General features: G+C 65.3%; 11 protein-coding genes. 6 read left to right on the top strand and 5 right to left on the bottom strand.

Annotated elements, in window-relative coordinates; genetic code table 11:
* Nucleotides 1-100 precede the first annotated feature (100 nt).
* The gene (locus tag SOM47_RS00805) at nt 101-328 is read right to left on the bottom strand and encodes a hypothetical protein (RefSeq protein WP_320504500.1); all 228 of its coding nucleotides are present in this window, start codon (nt 326-328) and stop codon (nt 101-103) included.
* Entirely contained in the window at nt 325-9033 is an 8709-nt protein-coding gene (locus SOM47_RS00800; RefSeq protein ID WP_320504499.1) for a glycoside hydrolase family 94 protein, read from the bottom strand. The genes SOM47_RS00805 and SOM47_RS00800 overlap by 4 nt, the downstream gene beginning before the upstream one ends.
* 210 nt (nt 9034-9243) lie before the next feature.
* Here SOM47_RS00800 and SOM47_RS00795 point away from each other — a divergent pair, with 210 nt between their 5' ends.
* Together SOM47_RS00795 and cho are read left to right on the top strand one after the other, a co-directional pair.
* Nucleotides 9244-9561: a hypothetical protein gene (locus tag SOM47_RS00795; RefSeq protein WP_320504498.1), complete on the top strand. Its 318-nt coding sequence runs from the start codon at nt 9244-9246 to the stop codon at nt 9559-9561.
* A 118-nt stretch (nt 9562-9679) separates the two neighbouring features.
* Complete coding sequence (gene cho, locus SOM47_RS00790) at nt 9680-10540, top strand: excinuclease Cho (RefSeq protein WP_320504497.1); 861 nt, start codon at nt 9680-9682, stop codon at nt 10538-10540.
* A 40-nt stretch (nt 10541-10580) separates the two neighbouring features.
* On the opposite strand, the gene SOM47_RS00785 is transcribed toward cho, so the two are convergent.
* On the bottom strand, nt 10581-11546 hold the full coding sequence (locus tag SOM47_RS00785) for an AraC family transcriptional regulator (RefSeq protein ID WP_320504496.1): 966 nt from the start codon (nt 11544-11546) through the stop codon (nt 10581-10583).
* Nucleotides 11547-11650: 104 nt separating this feature from the next.
* Between SOM47_RS00785 and SOM47_RS00780 the strand changes: the two genes are divergently transcribed.
* Nucleotides 11651-12895 (top strand): MFS transporter, encoded by a 1245-nt coding sequence (locus SOM47_RS00780; protein ID WP_320504495.1) that lies wholly within the window; start codon nt 11651-11653, stop codon nt 12893-12895.
* On the opposite strand, the gene SOM47_RS00775 is transcribed toward SOM47_RS00780, so the two are convergent.
* On the bottom strand, nt 12892-13260 hold the full coding sequence (locus SOM47_RS00775; protein WP_320504494.1) for a hypothetical protein: 369 nt from the start codon (nt 13258-13260) through the stop codon (nt 12892-12894). The genes SOM47_RS00780 and SOM47_RS00775 overlap by 4 nt on opposite strands.
* A gap of 162 nt (nt 13261-13422) precedes the next feature.
* Here SOM47_RS00775 and SOM47_RS00770 point away from each other — a divergent pair, with 162 nt between their 5' ends.
* From SOM47_RS00770 to SOM47_RS00760, 3 genes are all read left to right on the top strand, one after another.
* On the top strand, nt 13423-13788 hold the full coding sequence (locus SOM47_RS00770) for a hypothetical protein (protein ID WP_192083676.1): 366 nt from the start codon (nt 13423-13425) through the stop codon (nt 13786-13788).
* Nucleotides 13789-13936: 148 nt separating this feature from the next.
* Nucleotides 13937-16120, top strand: coding sequence for a TonB-dependent siderophore receptor (locus SOM47_RS00765; RefSeq protein WP_320504493.1), 2184 nt, complete (start codon nt 13937-13939; stop codon nt 16118-16120).
* 22 nt (nt 16121-16142) lie between these two features.
* Nucleotides 16143-16517 (top strand): hypothetical protein, encoded by a 375-nt coding sequence (locus tag SOM47_RS00760; protein ID WP_320504492.1) that lies wholly within the window; start codon nt 16143-16145, stop codon nt 16515-16517.
* A gap of 161 nt (nt 16518-16678) precedes the next feature.
* Here SOM47_RS00760 and SOM47_RS00755 read toward each other — a convergent pair whose 3' ends face one another.
* Complete coding sequence (locus tag SOM47_RS00755) at nt 16679-17278, bottom strand: hypothetical protein (protein ID WP_320504491.1); 600 nt, start codon at nt 17276-17278, stop codon at nt 16679-16681.
* Between the last annotated feature and the right edge of the window lie 10 nt (nt 17279-17288).

Raw genomic sequence — 17288 nt, 5'->3', positions numbered from 1 at the left:
GCAGCGCGGAAGGGCTGGGTGCATGGATACACCCAACAATCCCACTCAGGAAATCCAAAGTTCACGAAGCCCCGAAAGGGACGCTCTTCATACGGTGTCATCATTCCTTACACCCCGGCATCAGCTCCAACCCATGCCCCCTGAGCATGGTCTGGATCAACGCCCGCACCTGCTCCTTCTCCGTGTCCCCGCACTGCTCCAGAATCTCCTCCGCCAGCATCTCAAACTGAGGCCAGAACTGCGCCGGATGGCGCACGCGCGCCACCCAGTAGTCCAGCATTTCCGCCAGCGCATCAAGCTGCACCTGCACTTCCGGCCGCAGGCTCATCCAGAGGACGAACCGAGGTCGAGCGCGACGTGGTAGCAATGTCCGTCGTCGCGGAGCCGGACGGTGAGGTCCGGCTGCAGAACGCCATCCACATGCAGCGTAGGCGCACCCTGCGCAGTACGGGTCACCACGAACTCATACAGGCTGCGCCCGAAGCGGTAACTCAATTCGAATGACGGCCAGTGATCGGGCAGGCAAGGTTCAAGCGAAAGACGATCGCCGTCGCGACGGATGCCGAGCAGGGACTCTATCAGCAGGCGATACATCCACCCGGCCGACCCGGTGTACCACGTCCAACCGCCTCGTCCGACATGCGGCGACACGGCGTACACATCGGCCGCCAGCACATAGGGTTCAACGCGGTAGGTCTGGACCGCCGCGGCGTCCAGCGCGTGGTTCAGGGGGTTGATCATGCCGGCCAGCTCCCACGCGCGCACCGCATCGCCCTGCTGTGCGAATGCCATCGCCGCCCACACTGCCGCGTGGGTGTACTGGCCGCCATTCTCGCGAACGCCCGGTACGTAACCCCGAATGTAGCCGGGGTCCTCGGTAGTCTGGTCGAAGGGCGGGTCGAGCAGCTGGATCAGCTTGGCGTCCTTTCGCACCAGATGCGTGTACAGCGAATCCAGGGCCTGGCGGGCACGCTCGGGCGCGGCCACGCCCGACAGCACCGACCAGCTCTGGGAGATCGAATCGATGCGGCATTCCTGGTTCTGTGACGAGCCCAACGGGGCGCCGTTGTCGAACCAGGCGCGGCGATACCACGCGCCGTCCCAGGCATGCTGTTCCAGGTTGTGGCGCAGGCGTTCGGCCTGTTCTTCGCACCATTGCGCACGGGAGGCATCGCCACGGGCGTTGGCCAGCCCGATGAAGCGGCGAAGCGTGTCATGCAGGAAGAAGCCGAGCCACACGCTTTCACCGCGCTGCTGGTCGCCGACGCGGTTCATGCCATCGTTCCAGTCGCCGCTGCCCATCAACGGAAGCCCACGTTCGCCGAGCAACCGGCACCCGCGCTCCAGCGCGACGACGCAGTGCGCATACAGTGTGTCGCGCTGTGCCGAAAGGGTAGGCATGTCGTAGTAGCCTTCCTCTTCGGCTGTCACCGCGCGCCCCTCGATGAAGCCGACCACCTCATCCAGCACGCTGGCGTCGCCGGTGACCTCCAGGTAGCGGCATGCGCCCTGGGGCAGCCACAGGTAATCGTCCGAGCAGCGGGTGCGCACGCCGCGACCCTGCGGCGGGTGCCACCAGTGCATCACATCGCCTTCGGTGAACTGGTGCGCGGCGCAGAGCAGCAGGTGTTCGCGGGTCAGGTCCGGGCGCGCGTGTACCAAAGCGAGCGCGTCCTGCAGCTGGTCACGGAAGCCGAACGCGCCGCCTGACTGGTAGTAGCCGCTGCGTGCCAGGTAGCGGCAGCCCAGGGTCTGGTAGACCAGCCAGCCATTGGCCAGTGCGTCCAACGCCGGGTCCGGGGTGCGTACCTGCACCGTGGCCAGCACGTTGCGCCAGTGGATGCGCACGGCGTCCAGCGCATCGATGGCTTCCTGATTGCCCTGGCGGCTGCGTGCCAACGCCAGCGTTTCCTCGCGGTCGCGCCCCGCGCCAAGCCGGAACGTGGTTTCACTGCGCTCACCCGGCGCCAGCTCCAGCGGCACCTGGATCGCCGCACAGGGATCCAGGCCGGCGCCGGCCCGTGCATCCAGACGTTCGCGACGCAACGCCGCAGGTGCGTGCAATCCGCCGTTGCGGCCGATGAACTCCAGGCGGTCACAGGTCCAGCCACGGCCCTCGGCATCGGTGTCGAAGAAGGCCATCCGGCCGCCGAACTCGGTGCTGTAACTGTTGCGCGCCAGCAGCGCCCCGGTCTGCGGGTCGCGCTCGGTAACCACGTGCATGCGCGACTTCGGGCGCAGGTCACCCATTACCCACTCAACATAGCCGATGGCCGACAGCCGCCGTGGCCGGCCCGAGAGGTTGTGCAACCGCAGGACCGAGAACTTCAGTGGCGCAGTGACATCGACGAAGATCCACAACTCGCTGGCGATGCCGTCTTCGATATGCTCGTACACCGTGTAGCCGAAGCCGTGGCGGGTGCGGTACGCACCGGTGCCGCGGCAGGGCAGCGGCATCGGCGACCAGACACGGCCGCTGTCCTCGTCGCGCACGTAGAAAGCTTCGCCGCCGGTGTCGGACACCGGATCGTTGAGCCAGGGCGTCAAGCGGAATTCGTGTGCATTTTCGAACCACGTGTAGCCCGGCGCGCTCTCGCTGACGACCGTGCCCAGGCGGGCGTTCGCGATCACGTTCGCCCACGGTGCCGGGGTCGGGGCACCTTCGCGCAGCACCACAACGTATTCGCGGCCGTCCTCGCTGAAACTACCGGTGCCGTTGTCGAATTGGCCGGCGCCGCGATACGGAAGGAACGGCCACGGATCGTCCACCTCTTCGTCGTGCTCGACGCCTGGGGGCAGCCCAGGTTCGGGGCCCGGATCGGCGACGACTGGCAGCCCGGGCGTCGCGTCCATCGCCAGTGCCAGCTCCTGCTGCTCCGCCTGCGGCACCAGGGCCGGAATGCGCCGGACAGGCAGCGGCTGGCGTCCGACCTGCGCGGCCAGCGTGCCGTCCTCGTCGCTGATCACCACCCGTGCCACCGCCTGCAGCAGAATGCGGTCCTCATGACTCATGTTCTGCACCGGCCGCACGAAAATGCCGCCGGGGCGATCGAGCAGGCCCGTCTCCGAACTGGCGGCTACCATCCCCAGGATCTGGTCCTGCAGTTCCTGCCGATAGCCGGCCTTGCTGTCGTTCCAGATCACCAGGTCGGTGTTGAGCCCCTTCTGGCGCCAATACGCGTGCGCCTGCACCAGTTGCCTGACCAGTTCCACGTTCTCCGCATCGGTGACCTTGAGCAGGACGATGGGCAAGTCGCCCGAGATGGCATGGCCCCACAGCCCGGATTGTCCTCGCTGGTTCTGCTGCAGGACGGCGTCGCCCACGCGCAGCAGCGGATTGGCATACAGCACGTGGCTGGCCAGGCGCTCGTACAGCGAGGCCTCGGCCTGGCTGGCGTTGATCTGGCGGCGCACCACCTGGCTGTGCGTCCAGGCCAGGTCGAAGACGCGGTCGGCCAGCCGGCGATCACGGTATTTGTCTACCAAGGCCTCGCAACCGGGGCGGTCGGCGCCGATGCCGAACACCATGTCCAGCTGCACGGTCTGCTCGGGCTGAAGCACCACGCGGACGCGGATCGCCACGATCGGGTCGAGCACCGAACCGTCCGTGCCGGAGAGCTCTGCATCGGTGGTCAGCGCCTGCGGCGTGCGCGGCGTGTTGCCACGACCGAGGAAGCGCGCACGGTCGGTTTCATAGGAGATCGCCACCACCGCAGCGTCATGCACCGCGACCAGATGGAACATCCACGGTGGCACCTCGTCATGCGAACGGGGCCGGCGCGTGCACAGCACGGCCTGCTTGGCGGCCAGGATCTCGCTCTGCACGAAGAGGTTGCTGAAGGCCGGGTGCGCGTCGTCGGAGGCGGCGGGCGCCAGCACCACTTCGGCATAGGTGGTGATCTCCACCGTGCGCTGACGACGGCCACGGTTGGTCAGGCGCAGGCGCCGGAGCTCGATGTCGTCCTCGGCGGAGATGGCGACCTGCAGATGGCTCTCGCAGCCGCGGTGGGCACCGCGGAACTCTGCCTTGGCGTCGGAGAAGATCGCTTCGTAGTTGTCCACCGCCACGCAGGTGGGCTGGTAGGCGGCCGACCAGAACTCGCCGCTGTCCACGTCGCGCAGATAGCAGAACGACCCCCAGGCATCGGTGGTGCCGTCTTCGCGCCAGCGGGTGAGCGACAGGTCGCCGTGGCGGCTGTAGCCCCCGCCGGCATGGGTCAGCATGCCGTGGTAGCGCCCGTTGGAGAGCAGCTGCACTTCCGGGCGCGGACCACCCGGGTCACGCAGGACGCGCAGGGAGGTCTCGTGCTCGGCCATGGCGGAGTGCTCGCCCAGGGCTTCGACTTCATGCGGATGGAACAGGCCGATGCGCGGGATGCGTTCCTGCAGCAGCAGCAAGGTGGCCTGGAACTCGGTATCGGCAACGAAACGGCGCTGCATCGGCTGGTCACGCAGCAGGTAATCCAGCGACAGCAGGCCCATGCCCTGGTGGTGGGCCATGAACGAACGCAACAGAACGTGATCCTGCCCCGGCGGCACCCGGGCGGGGGTGAAGTCGATCGCTTCGTACATGCCAAAGCGCCCGGAGAACCCAAGGTCTTCGAGTGCCTGGAGGTTCTGGCACGCCGCCTCCGGCGCCACCATCAGCGCCATCATGCTGGCATAGGGCGCGATGACCCGATCCTGGCCCAGGCCGCGCTTGAGTCCCAATCCGGGCACGCCGAACGCGCGGTACTGGTAGTTCAGGCGGGCATCCACCGCGTTATAGCCGGACTCGGACACGCCCCACGGCAGGTTCAAGGTGCGGCCGTAGACGATCTGCGCCTCCACCGCATGCCGCGCGGTCTGGTCGAGCAGCGTGTCCGGATAGCTGGGCATTACCAGCTGCGGCATGAGGTACTCGAACATGGAGCCACTCCATGACAACAGCGTCGGCGTGCCGTTGACCTCGGTGAGCATCCGGCCGAGCGCGAACCAGCTCTCCTGCGCCAACTGACCCTGGGCAATGGCGACGAAGGCGCACAGCCGCGCTTCGGAGGCCAGCAGGTCGTAGAAGCTGTTGTCGAGGCGGTGGTCGTCGACGTTGTAACCGATCGAGAGCAGGTTGCGGGTACGGTAGAACAGGAACCCGTATTCCATCAGCGAGAACTGCCCGGCGCGGTGCGCCAGCGCCTGCAGCCGCTCGATGCGCGCGCGCGCGTCCGCACCGGCGGAACCGGGCAGGGCGGCCAACTGGCGCAGGCTGGGCACCGGTGCCTCGCCGTCCACGGCGGCATCGGCAGGCAGGTCGGCGAGTGTTGCGTGGGCGGCATGGCATTCGGCAGCGAACAGGGCCGGCCAGTGCAGCGCACCTTCCTCAGGCGCTGGCGGTGCCGGCCACTGCGCCAGCACGGCGTCGGCCAGTGCGGCCAGCTCCTGCAACCGGGCGAGCAGCTGTGCCGTCCCACGGGGTTGGTCGGTACGCGTTGCCGCCAGGCGCTGGCGAAGGTGGTTGAGCGCCTCGCCCAGTAGCGCGTCGGCGGGGCGATGGCGCTGCCGTTCCTCTTCCAGCACACCGAGCGTATCGGCCAGGCCGTCGAACGTGTGTGGCGCCAGTACCGGCGCGTCCACCAGCGCGAGCAGACCCTGCCGCAGGGTAAGCAGGTGGCCGGCCAGGTTGCCGCTGTCCACGGTGGACACGTAGCGCGGCTGCAGCGGCGCCAGGGTTTCGGTGTCGTACCAGTTCAAAAAGTGGCCGCGATGGCGCGGCAGCTGGTCCAGCGTATCGAAGGTGAGCGCGGTACGTTCGGCGACCGCGCCCAGCTGCAGCCAGCCGAAATCCCACGCGGACAGATTAGCCAGCAGGGAGAGGCCGATGTTGGTCGGCGAGGTGCGCCGCGCCACCACCAACGTCGGGTGCTCCTGGATATTGTCCGGTGGCAGCCAGTGATCCTGCTCGCGCACCCATGCCTGGAAGAACGACCAGGTGCGCCGTCCCAGCCGGCCCAGGAACGCACGCTGTGTCACCGAAAGTTCGGCCACGCTTGCAGCCGGTGGCCGGCCGAGCCACGCCATCAACGCAGGGGCGAAGGTCCACGCCAACAGCAGGGGCAGGGCGACGGGCAGCGCGTGCGGAGCCACGTTGGCCACGACCGCCGCCAGCGCAACCGCCAGCACCGACGCCGGCGCCATCACCCGCCATTCCGCGCTGCGGTCACCGCCGAGGCGGCGCTCGACTTCGCTGGAGGGGTTCCATTGCAGCAGGTGGCGGCGGGTGACGGTCATGCGCCAGAGCGTGCGCAGCACTGCGCCACCGGCCAGCAACGCTTCGTAAGGCAGACACGCAACCTGGGTGGCCGCGCGCAGCAACGACTGCAGCGTGCCACGCCCGACCATCATGTAGTGCGCTTCCAGCGGGGTGTCGTCCGGAACGCTCAGCGCATCGCGGAGCATGCCGATCAGCGGCGGCGCGAACCACAGCGCCAGCACCCACGCCGTCCACGCAGCCGGGCTTTCGGCATACAGCCAACCCGCCATCAGCAAGGCCAAGGCAGCGATCGGCACCAGGCTCCGACGCAGGTTGTCCAGCAACTTGCCGCGCGAGAGCAGGCTGAGCCGGTTGCGTTCCCACCCCGATCCCGGGCGCGGTGTCCACGGCATCAACCAGGGCAACAGCTGCCAGTCGCCGCGGATCCAGCGCGCACGGCGCTTGGCATCGGCGGCGTAGCGTTCGGGGTAGTCCTCGTACAGGCGCACATCGCTGACCAGGCCGGCGCGTGCATAGCAGCCTTCCAGCAGATCGTGGCTGAGGATGCGGTTCTCGGGCAGGCGGCCCTCGAGCGCGTGCTCGAACGCTTCGACGTCATAGATGCCTTTGCCCACGAATGAGCCTTCGTCGAACAGGTCCTGGTAGACATCCGAGACCATGCGCGAGTAGGGATCGATGCCGGGCTCGCTGCCGAACATCCGGGCAAACCGCGAGGTGCGGCGCGTGCCCAGACTGGTGCCGACGCTGGGCTGCAGGATGCCGTAGCCCTCCACCACGCGTTGCAGGGCCGGATCGAAGCGCGGGCGGTTGAGCGGGTGCGCCAGGGTGGCGACGAAGGCGCGTGCAGCATCCCGCGGAAGTTGCGTGTCCGAATCCAGGGTGATGACGTAGCGGACACCGATCAGGGCCGCCACATCACCGACAGTGCGCATGAACGCGGTCGCATTCCCCAGGCGGAGCAGGGCATTGAGCGCTGCCAGCTTGCCGCGCTTGCGCTCGTGTCCCATCCATACCCCTTCGCCGGGGTTCCATTGCCTGGGGCGGTGCAGCAGGTAGAAGCGATCGCCGCGCTCTGGAGCGTAGCGTCGGTTCAATTCGTCGATCCGCTCCACGGCGTGTGCAAGCAGGGTGTCATCCATCGGCGCCGTAGCATCGGCGGCGTCGAGAAAGTCCGTCAGCAGCACGAAGCGCAGCTGGGGATCGCGGTTGGCCAGGAAGCGCACTTCCAGCGCTTCGGTGAGGACATCGATGCCGTCGATGCTGGACAGCATCGAGGGGACTGCGACCACGGTAGAATAGGCGGCCGGAATACCTTCACTGAAATCGAGCTTGGGGAGCGGCCTGGGCGTCACCAGCACCGTTGCGGTCCAGTTCACCAGCACGATGCCCAGCTCGCTGAACACCAGCAGCCCGAGCAGCGCGGCCAGCCAGACCGGCGCCGCACCACTGCCGCTGGCCAGCAGGCCACCGGTGGCCAGCACCGCGAGCAGGGTGATCGGCAGCAGGTACAGCGACAGCGGTACGCGATGCGCCAGTCGCGGTGCCTTGCGGTGGCGTGGTGCAACCTCGGCCACCGCGTCGATGGTAGCGTTCACGCCATCGCCGACCAGCCAGTAGCCCACGTGCGTGCGTGGCCCGTCGAGCGGCGCAGCCCGTGCCAGGTCCAGCGCGATGGTCGCCACGCGTTCTTCTGCCACGCGGCTACCGCGGGCGATCTTTTCTACGACATGGCGATAGGCGTCGCGGGTGCCGAAATCCATCTGCGCATAGACGCCCATGGGGTCGTCGCGCAGCCGCTGTTCGACCACGCTCATATCTTCGACAAAGGTGCGCCAATCCATCGTGGAGAGAAAGCGCAGGCTGCCGATGCTGTTGCCGATGGAGACCTGGTCGGCCGCCTGTTGCTGTCCCTCGGCGGCGACCAGTTCCTCGATGCGCTGGCCCGCTGCGGCTGCCCACTGTTCCAGCCAGGCGACGGGCATGGCCCACGCGCCACCGCGCCCCTGCAGCGAGCGGGTGAGTTCGGCGATGAAGGCGCCGGTCAGAGGTGGCTGGGACCGTGCCATGTCGGCCACCACCAGGACCACATCGGTAGGGGTGTCGGAGGCCGCGCGATTGAGGTTGTCCGCCCACTGCGCCGCCAGGCCGCGGTCGGTTCCGTCGCGCATCACCCGCGCCGCCATGCGCCGCAGATTCTCCAGCAGGGCCAGCCGCAGCATGATGGGAACAGCCCACAGTTCGCCCAGGCTCAGCGGAGCGAGCGACTGGTAGGAGGTGATGAAGCGGCCCAGCGTGTCGGCGTCGATGCGGCCATCGCCATGCGCGATGGCCTGCATCGACAGGTCATACACGCGCGGCAGTCCGGCCGAAGGGCCAGCGGCAAGCGAAGGCAACTGCCGGCTGTAACCACGCGGCAGGTGGCGTCGCGCGGTCTGGATCTGTTCTTCGATCAGGTAGTAGTTGTCGAGCAGCCATTCCCCGGCCGGGGTCACCGGCCGCTGTTCGCGCACCACGTTGCTGAGCAGCGTGTTGGCGTCTTCCAATACACGTTCATTGGCCTGCAGGCGGCCGAGCAGGCGCTCTGCACCGGGTCGCATCCGCACGCGATGCTGGCGCGCAAGCGCGCGGCCATACACCTCCATCTGTTCAACGCTGTACAGCGCGGCACGCAGTGGGACCTCGGCGGCTTCGATGGCCGGGACTGAGGCTTGGCGCTCACGCCAGCGCCAACGGACCAGACGACGCAGACGGAGCCAACGACCTAGAAGACGGCGAAAGTGGGGCATAGATTACCCATGAGGCAGGTCGCGATATGCATAGTTGCATTGAGGGTGCCGTGGTGGCTGTGAAGGCCGGTAGCCGGAACGCGTGCATGGCTTACCCGGCAGGCACCATCTGTCCGCTCCAGCGGGGTGCATCAATAGCGGACGACCACGTCGGCTTCGGATGTGGCAACCTCGAACCCGCAGGCTCAGCAACCCCACAGGCGCCCTCACATGGAAACCTTGATGACCCCGGACGGCCGTTACCTCATCGTCCGAGGGCGACTATGGCGAGCCACCAATCCTGGCCTGGATGAGCAACGCAGAAACGAGTTGGTCCATGCGCTGATGGATGCACGGCGGGCCGTCAAGGCGGCCAAGGCCTCGGCAGATGAGAAGGCACTTGCCGCTGCGCGGCAGGCAGTAAACACAGCCAAGGTCGGTCTGGGCGAACGAGGCCCCGTGTGGTGGACCGACGGTTCCCCCGACCTCAACCGGCGGATGATCAGCCACACACCGTACGCCGACTGGTTCAACAGCGTGAGCGTGTGACCGACTACGATGCGGCTCGCATGGTGCCAGTGCGTTCGCTGTCAAAGGACAGGAACGGCATTATTCCGCACCCGTCGATACAGCTGGCAGTCTGAATCTCGCTGGTAACCTTGAAGTCATGCCTTCATCTGCCGCTCAAGCCCGTCGATCAAGCCACGCATCTGAGTATCTGTATCCCGACCACCTGCGGGAGGTCGCCGCAGCGCTACCCCGCCTGCCAGGGGTGTATACGTTTCACGGCGTCGAAGGCGGCTTGCCTCTCTATATCGGCAAGAGCATCAATGTTCGTACCCGTGTGATGGATCACCTGCGCACGCGCGAAGAAGCCTCGCTGCTGCGGCAAAGCCGAAGCATCAGCTGCGTAAGAACGGCGGGCGACCTGGGCGCCCGGCTGCTGGAGGCGCAATTGGTCAAGCGCCAGATGCCGCTCTACAACCGGCTGCTGCGGAAACTCCCTCGGCAGTTCAGCCTGCGGCTTTATCGCGGCGAGGTTTCTGTGGTCAATTCGGCCGACTATGAGCTCGCCAGTGCTCCGATGCTCTATGGCCTGTATTCCAGCGAACGGTCAGCGTTGGAATCGCTGAGGCGCGTCGCCGACGATCAGGCATTGTGCTACTCGCTGCTGGGCCTGGAGCGCTTGCCCAAGGGGCGCCCGTGCTTCCGTTCCATGCTGCGCCAATGCCTTGGCGCCTGCTGCGGAAAGGAGACACCCGCAGAGCATGAGCTGCGCCTGCGTGCTGCGCTTGCGCATCTGGAGGTCACCGCGTGGCCTTACGGCGGCCGCGTCGCGATCGAGGAGGCCGGGGAGGATATGACCCAGTTTCATGTTGTAGACAACTGGGCCTACCACGGTAGTGCGCCGACGCTGGCGAAAGCGCGGGGCATCAAGGCAGCTGCCGAGCAGTTCGACCGTGACTCCTACAAGATTCTCCGGTATGCGCTGGACCGTGGCACAGCGGTTGTCCATCTGCTTTCCTGAAGCTCTCAGGTCGCGCACGCATCATGGCTGTCGGCGCCATCTACAAGGACGCCAAACCTTCCCCTCGCCGAGCCACCCCAGGCGAGCGCCCCATAACCCGCTTGTAAGCGCGACTGAAAGCCGCCTGCGACGCGTACCCAAGACGCTCTGCCACCACCTCTATCGACAGCCTTTGGTCGCTCAACCATTGACTCGCCAACTGCATTCGCAGCTCAGTCACATACCGCAGCGGCGCGGTTCCAATGACGGCCTGGAAACGGTCTGCAAATACAGAACGTGAGATGTTTGATTCTGCAGCCAGCGCTTCGACGGTCCAAGCGCGCCCAGGGTTTCGGTGCAGGGCAAGCAACGACAGCGATAGCCGAGGGTCGCGCATGGCCATGACCAATCCGGATGCACCTTCGCAACCACGTTCCACCCAGTCACGCACGATCATGGCGGCTACTGCATCCGCCAGCCGTGCGAGTATTCCAGCATATCCAATACGTCCTGAGCACACCTCGCGCTTCATCGCATCGACCATCGGCAACAGCCCAGGAAACTGAGCGGCGTTGCCATCGGCCCGCATCACAGCTGGCATCAACTTGCTCAACCCTTGCATGCCGCCGAGATCGAACACCATGCACCCATGGAAGAGCACAGCGCTCGGCACGGCATGCGTGCTCGGGCATGTGTCGATGCCGCTCACCGCGTCACCCAGTGGGGCCGCATCTATCGTTTCCAGACACTGGACCGGAAGGTCCTCGCCAGACAACAGCGAGTGGCCTTCGCCGCAGGGAATGAGCACCACATCCCCGGCGGATAGAAGGTGTTGGCTGCCATCCGCGCCGCGAAGAATCGCATTGCCTACCGCCAGGTAGTGGAAGTAGGCATGCCCTGGCTTCGGGGGAAATCCAAGCCCGAAGGTCGGCCCGGTCTGGATGCGCCGGTATTGGACACCCTGAATCCGCATGCCGATCAGCAGTTTGCTGATCAGATCGGTGGGCGGGGGCGCAGCTTGGTTCATCGGAGTGGCTCGGGGTTTCGATCAAAAAGTCAGGTCATACAATCATAGATCATCCTGATTTCGCTCCCTAGACTCTCGGCTGCACGATTGAACTGGGATCTTTGATGAGTAATGACGTAGTGGATGCCGCAGGCGCGTCTGACGCTGTGGAGTGGGATAGGGCGGAGCCGTCCTCATCGGCATGGGTGGCCGTGGTTTCACTGGCGATGGGCGTCTTTGGGCTGCTCACGGCCGAATATCTGCCTGCCAGCCTGTTGACGCCGATGGCGGCGGATCTGGGTGTGTCCGAGGCACTGGCCGGTCAGGCCGTGACGGTCACTGCCGTGGTCGCCCTGTTCGCCGGCCTGCTGGTGCCTCGGTTGACCCGTTCCATCGACAGGCGCGTGGTGCTGCTGGGTTTCACGGGCTTGATGATCCTCTCCAACGCCTTGGTGGCGCTGTCTTCCAGCATGGGCGTCCTGCTGGTGATGCGTGTCCTGCTAGGCATCGCGTTGGGCGGTTTCTGGAGCATGGCAGCGGCCGTCGCCATGCGCTTGGTGCCGCCACAGCGCGTGCCGCGCGCGCTTTCAATCATCTTCAGCGGCATCGCGGTCGGCACGGTGGTCTCGGTTCCTTTGGGCAGCTATCTGGGAGGGTTGTTGGGCTGGCGCAGCGCCTTCTGGGCGGCGACGGCGGTAGGTGGCCTCACCTTTGCATTCCAGTGGTTCACGTTGCCCCGAATGGCCCCGCGCAAGTCGGCAGTCCCGGAGTCGGTGGTGGGGCTCTTGCGCCGGCCGGGCATTGCCGTAGGAATGCTGGGCTGCGTTCTGGCGCACACCGGTCAGTACTCGCTGTTTACCTATATCCGCCCCACATTGGAAAGCCTCGGGCAGATGAGCGCTGACGGCCTGGCGCTGATCCTGCTTGGATTCGGTGTGGCGAACTTTATCGGCACACTACTGGCCGGCTGGCTGATGGAGCGCAGTCTGAAAGTCACGTTGGTGATCATGCCCGCCTTGGTTGGCGTGGCCGCTCTCGGCATGCTGCTGTTGCCGGTGGGCGTTGGCGGGCTGTCGATCCTTGTCGCGCTCTGGGGGCTGGCTTTCGGTGGCGTGCCCGTTGCCTGGTCGAGCTGGGTCGCGCGCGCGGTGCCCGACCAGGCCGAGAGTGCCGGTGGGATGGTCGTCGCCGCTGTGCAGTCCTCCATCGCGGCGGGGGCGGCGCTGGGCGGCCTGGTGTTCGGGTTGGGCGGCATCGTGGCCGTGCTCATCGTCGCCGCGGCCGTGATGCTGCTCGCCAGCCTGCTCATTGCGTTGCGAGTCAAGGTAAGTTCGCGGACGCTCTCAGCGGGTCCGACGTTTCATATCTAGCCGTTTCGCAGGGGAGCCAGGCGGTGCCGCAGGGCGCCGGCCGCGGCCGCGATAGCCATGGAAGGCACCGCCAGCACCAGCGCGTATATCAGTCCGGCCAGCAACAACGGGCCAAAGCCCGACACCACGGCCACCACCGGCACCTGCAGCGCCATGAGCAACAGCCCCCACAGCCACGCGTGCCGGGGAAAGCAGGCGCCCAGGACTGCGGCAATGCCCAGTGCGATGGGATAGACCACAGTCCAGAACGCGGGCGCGTCCCAAGGCTCGGCGCCCGGAGTTCGCCAGGCCACCAGCACCCAGAACACCACGCCGACTTTCAGCGTTACCGCACTTGCTGCAAGCAAACTACCCGTCATCCGCATCGTTGGTCCCCCGCACGAATGCGCAGCATGCCACTGTCGCCGTTGACGGCGTATGACCAGTGACGCCATCAGGATGCCGGGCGCACCCGCTCCGCAACCACGTGTCGACGCATCGATTTCCGTCTCCATCCCTGAGACCAGCCCAACCTATCCTCCAGCCCCATGGACGCCGCCCACCAGACCCTTACCCCAATGCCAGACGACTTCCGCTGGAAGCCGCGCTGCCACCTCGACACGCTCCCCACCGGGCTCTTCCTCCACGGCGAGATCGTAGCCAGCATGCACCAGCGAATCGACGGCGCATGGTTGGCTCGTCTCCATGCGGACGATGGCCTGGATACCCCGCTGGTAATGCGCCGCTGCACCTCCTTCGATGCCGGCCGCAAAGGCTGCGAACTATGGGCCCTGCGCCACGAACGTGCGCTGCGCCGCAAAGTGGCGATAAAGCTTCAATGGATCCAGGACAACGTGGTGCTGAGAGGCAGGGGCGGGCCGTTGGACCCTCAGGATGTGGCTTCTTCTCATTGATCGACGTCGGTTCCGTTTCAAGCAGCGATCCGTCCGTAGCCAAGTGTAATGTCATAACGTTACAATCGAGCGTCGGCCCGCTGAGGTGACGGGGCACATGCGGCGCCCTTCGACAGGCCGACCGCATTCCACTCTTTGCGAAACGCCCATGCCACGAAGCCCCCTGCCTTTGCCCCCGGAACGCCACGCAGCTGGCCGCCGGACTGACCGCCTTGCCACGACCCTGCTTGCCTTTACCGTTTCGCTCGCCTGCCAGGCACAGGCTGCGAACAGCCCATCCGATGTCAGCGTTTCCGAGTTCGATACGGTCCGGGTGAAAGCCAAGCGGGAGGGGACGACGGAAGGAAGCGGCTCGTATACATCGCCGCTGGTGACCTGGGGCGGCAAATCGCCCGTGCGGATTCTGGACGTGCCCAACTCGGTCAGCGTCATCACGCGCCAGCGTATTGAAGACCAGAACCTGGTCACCGTGGAAAGCGCGCTGCGCGAAGTCACCGGCATCACGGTTACACCGTGGGATGGTGCCACCAGCCAGATCCGCTCCCGTGGATATAACCTGGAAGCTTCTTACGATGGCATCCCCGCCTACGGCGCGTTGTCGGCGTTCCAGCAGTTCGATCTGGCCGTCTATGACAGGGTAGAAGTACTGCGCGGCCCCGGCGGTATCTTCCAGGGTTCAAGCCAGCCGGGCGGGGTGGCGAACTTCGTTCGGAAACGAGGCAGGGACGTGTTCGGTGGTGCTGTGGCACTGTCTGCAGGTTCCTGGTCGAATCATCGAGGCGAGATCGATGTTGGCGGACCCTTGAATGCTGCCGGCACGTTGCGCAGCCGGGCGGTCATTTCCAGCCAGGACCGCGAATACTTTTATAGAAAGGCCGACTCCAGCAAGCAGCTTTTCTACGGAACGCTGGATTTCGACCTCACCCCGGACACGACCGTATCGCTGTCGGCCACGCAACAGTCCGATGACGTCATGCCGTACATGGGACAGCCGGCGTCCACCGATCAACGTTTTCTCGATGTTCCGCGCTCGTTCTATGCCTACCCGAGTTGGGTGATCCAGCGCTGGGACAAGCAGTCGTTCGCGCTTGACCTGGAGCACGCGTTCCAGAACGACTGGGTCCTGAAGGCGCGCGCGAGCCGGCAGCGCCTGGATTGGTTCTACAAGGACAGCTATCCCACCAGCGGAGTCGCTCCCGGTACCGGTACGGTGGCCAGCTACGCGCGCCGCCAGAGCGACAATGATGAAGTCAGGCAGGGCGTGGATGTGTTCGCATCCGGTCCCTTCCTGTTGCTGGGGCGCGAACACCACGCGACGGTGGGGGCGAACGTGGAAGAGTACGAGAGTACCAGTCGATATGGTCAAGGCACTCCGGTCAGGAACGTGCCGGTAGCCACGCCAGACGTCGTAGAAAACCTGCCGATCGCGCCGACCTCCGGGTACAACTCAATCACGCGCCAAAGCGGCCTTTATGCACAACTTCGCTTGTCGTTGACCGATCGGCTGACAGGCGTGGCCGGTGGCCGTTGGAGCAACTTCGACGTCAAAAGCAGGAGTGTTGCTCCGCAACCGCTGAGTGCGTGGGCGGCGGGTGCCGATGCGGACGGTGAGTTCACGCCCTATGCGGGTCTGGTCCTTCATTTCACCAACGATCTGACTGCCTATGCGAGTTACGCAGATACCTTCATACCCCAGACACAGCGAAAGGTGTCGGGTGAAGCCATTGATCCACGCGTAGGCAAGCAGATGGAGATCGGCACCAAAGCGAGTCTGCGCGGTGGGGCGCTGAACGTGGCAGCATCCGCGTTCCGTACCCGCGACGTGAACCGTTCCTACCCCGACACCGCCAACCCCGGCTTCTTCCTGCAGGCCGGAGAGGTGGAGGTCAAGGGCTGGGAAGTGGAGGCCAGCGGCAGTCCGCTGCCCAACCTGGACCTGACGGCGGGCTATACCCGTCTGATGACCCGGTATGTCCGCCATCAGTCACTCCAGGAAGGCTCACCATTTGCATTGTTCGAGCCCGACCACACGGTGAAACTGTTCGCCAACTACCGCATCGAGTCCGGGCTGTTGCGCGGTGTGTCATTCGGCGGCGGGGCGCATGTTTACAGCGGCATCCTTGGATCCGGCGTCGCAGGCGTGCGCGAGCAGAAGGGCTACGCGGTGGCGAGCCTGCAGGCCGGTTACCGCTTCACGGAAGAGCTGCGGATGACCGTTGCGGTGAACAATCTGTTTGATCGCCGCTACTACGAGCGCGTTGGCGCACTGAACACCTACAACACGCCCGGCGAACCCCGGAACGTGATGGTGACACTGCGTTCCCGGTTCTGATCGGGAAGGACGACCAGGCGCCATGAAGCTTTCCACGCGGGACGTGTGGCGTCTGGTCAGCCCCTATTGGGTGTCCGAGGATCGGTGGCGCGCCTATGCGCTGCTTGGCACCATCTTGGGCCTGGGCGTGTTCCTGACCTACATCGGGGTGCGCCAGACATACTGGCAGAAGAACTTTTTCGACGCCTTGGTCGAACGGGATCTCAACGGATTCTGGCGCCAGATGCTGGAGTTGGGCTTCATCATCGCCGGCATCGTCGTGGCCGGCAGGGCAAGGGTTTGGTTCGAGCAGGCACTGCAGATGCGCTGGCGCGGTTGGTTGACCAACACGTACTTGACGCGCTGGCTGGGCGGCCGCGCCTACTGGTGTGGGTGGCCGCCGGGGCGCCCCAGCTAGACAGAGTGCACGCGGAGGGGCAGGTAGATGGTTCGGTGTAGGCGCAATACTGATCCGCCTTGCGACCGCTTTTTGCCTGGATCGTCGTCGACTGGCCGTCAGCGGAATAGCGATGGTGGTCTACGCTGGGATCTTCCTCTGGTTGTAGACGCGAGCGATGTCTATAAGCTGATCCGGGATCTGGCCATGTTTGGCCGCAGGGATATCGAAAGGCCCAGCTCGCGCTCGAGCCTTTCGACTGCAGCCTGTAGCTCCTCCGCTTGCCGCTCATTGCCTTCGATGTAGATGATCAAGCGATCTTCACCTGGACGACCGAGCAAGCCGGTCATGCCCGGTATGGCGCTGTAAAGAAGATCCTTGTGCTTATCAATGCGTGCGTGGAACTCTTCCGCGGTGTGCTTGTGGCCCTCTTCGAAGACCACCCGCGTGCTACCACTGGGGGTAACGAGAAGCCTATTGGCGACAGGCGCTGAGCCTTTCAGTTCAACAAGGATGTGTTGATCCGGCGCTGGTTGGATGGATATCTCCGTCAATCTGCCCGCGAACTCCCGGCGCAGGTCCTGCATTGATTGCAGGATTTCCGTCTGAACTGCGAGCCTGTTGATGGCTTCGTCGATGGATATCCCAGGATGCTCTGCGACGTAGTTCTTCACCAGCGTCTGCATCTCCTGGCCCAACTCAGAGTCTGCCTCAGGCACTTGTGCCCAGGCCGTCGTGGACAGGCTCAGGAGGAGCGTACAAGCGAGAATCTTCCATTCCATATAGGTGCCC

Source organism: Stenotrophomonas sp. CFBP8980 (assembly GCF_034046095.1).
GTDB classification, from domain to species: domain Bacteria; phylum Pseudomonadota; class Gammaproteobacteria; order Xanthomonadales; family Xanthomonadaceae; genus Stenotrophomonas; species Stenotrophomonas lacuserhaii.
The sequence above is the reverse complement of the archived record's forward strand: the minus strand, read 5'-3'. Positions and strand labels throughout refer to the sequence as shown.

Bases quoted from the DNA above. Each gene is read 5' to 3' on its own strand.
- SOM47_RS00765 (WP_320504493.1), top strand. From the start codon at position 13,937: ATGCCACGAAGCCCCCTGCCTTTGCCCCCGGAACGCCACGCAGCTGGC.
- SOM47_RS00780 (WP_320504495.1), top strand. From the start codon at position 11,651: ATGAGTAATGACGTAGTGGATGCCGCAGGCGCGTCTGACGCTGTGGAG.
- SOM47_RS00800 (WP_320504499.1), bottom strand. From the start codon at position 9,033: ATGCCCCACTTTCGCCGTCTTCTAGGTCGTTGGCTCCGTCTGCGTCGT.
- cho (WP_320504497.1), top strand. From the start codon at position 9,680: ATGCCTTCATCTGCCGCTCAAGCCCGTCGATCAAGCCACGCATCTGAG.
- SOM47_RS00795 (WP_320504498.1), top strand. From the start codon at position 9,244: ATGGAAACCTTGATGACCCCGGACGGCCGTTACCTCATCGTCCGAGGG.
- SOM47_RS00785 (WP_320504496.1), bottom strand. From the start codon at position 11,546: ATGAACCAAGCTGCGCCCCCGCCCACCGATCTGATCAGCAAACTGCTG.
- SOM47_RS00760 (WP_320504492.1), top strand. From the start codon at position 16,143: ATGAAGCTTTCCACGCGGGACGTGTGGCGTCTGGTCAGCCCCTATTGG.
- SOM47_RS00755 (WP_320504491.1), bottom strand. From the start codon at position 17,278: ATGGAATGGAAGATTCTCGCTTGTACGCTCCTCCTGAGCCTGTCCACG.
- SOM47_RS00805 (WP_320504500.1), bottom strand. From the start codon at position 328: ATGAGCCTGCGGCCGGAAGTGCAGGTGCAGCTTGATGCGCTGGCGGAA.
- SOM47_RS00775 (WP_320504494.1), bottom strand. From the start codon at position 13,260: ATGCGGATGACGGGTAGTTTGCTTGCAGCAAGTGCGGTAACGCTGAAA.
- SOM47_RS00770 (WP_192083676.1), top strand. From the start codon at position 13,423: ATGGACGCCGCCCACCAGACCCTTACCCCAATGCCAGACGACTTCCGC.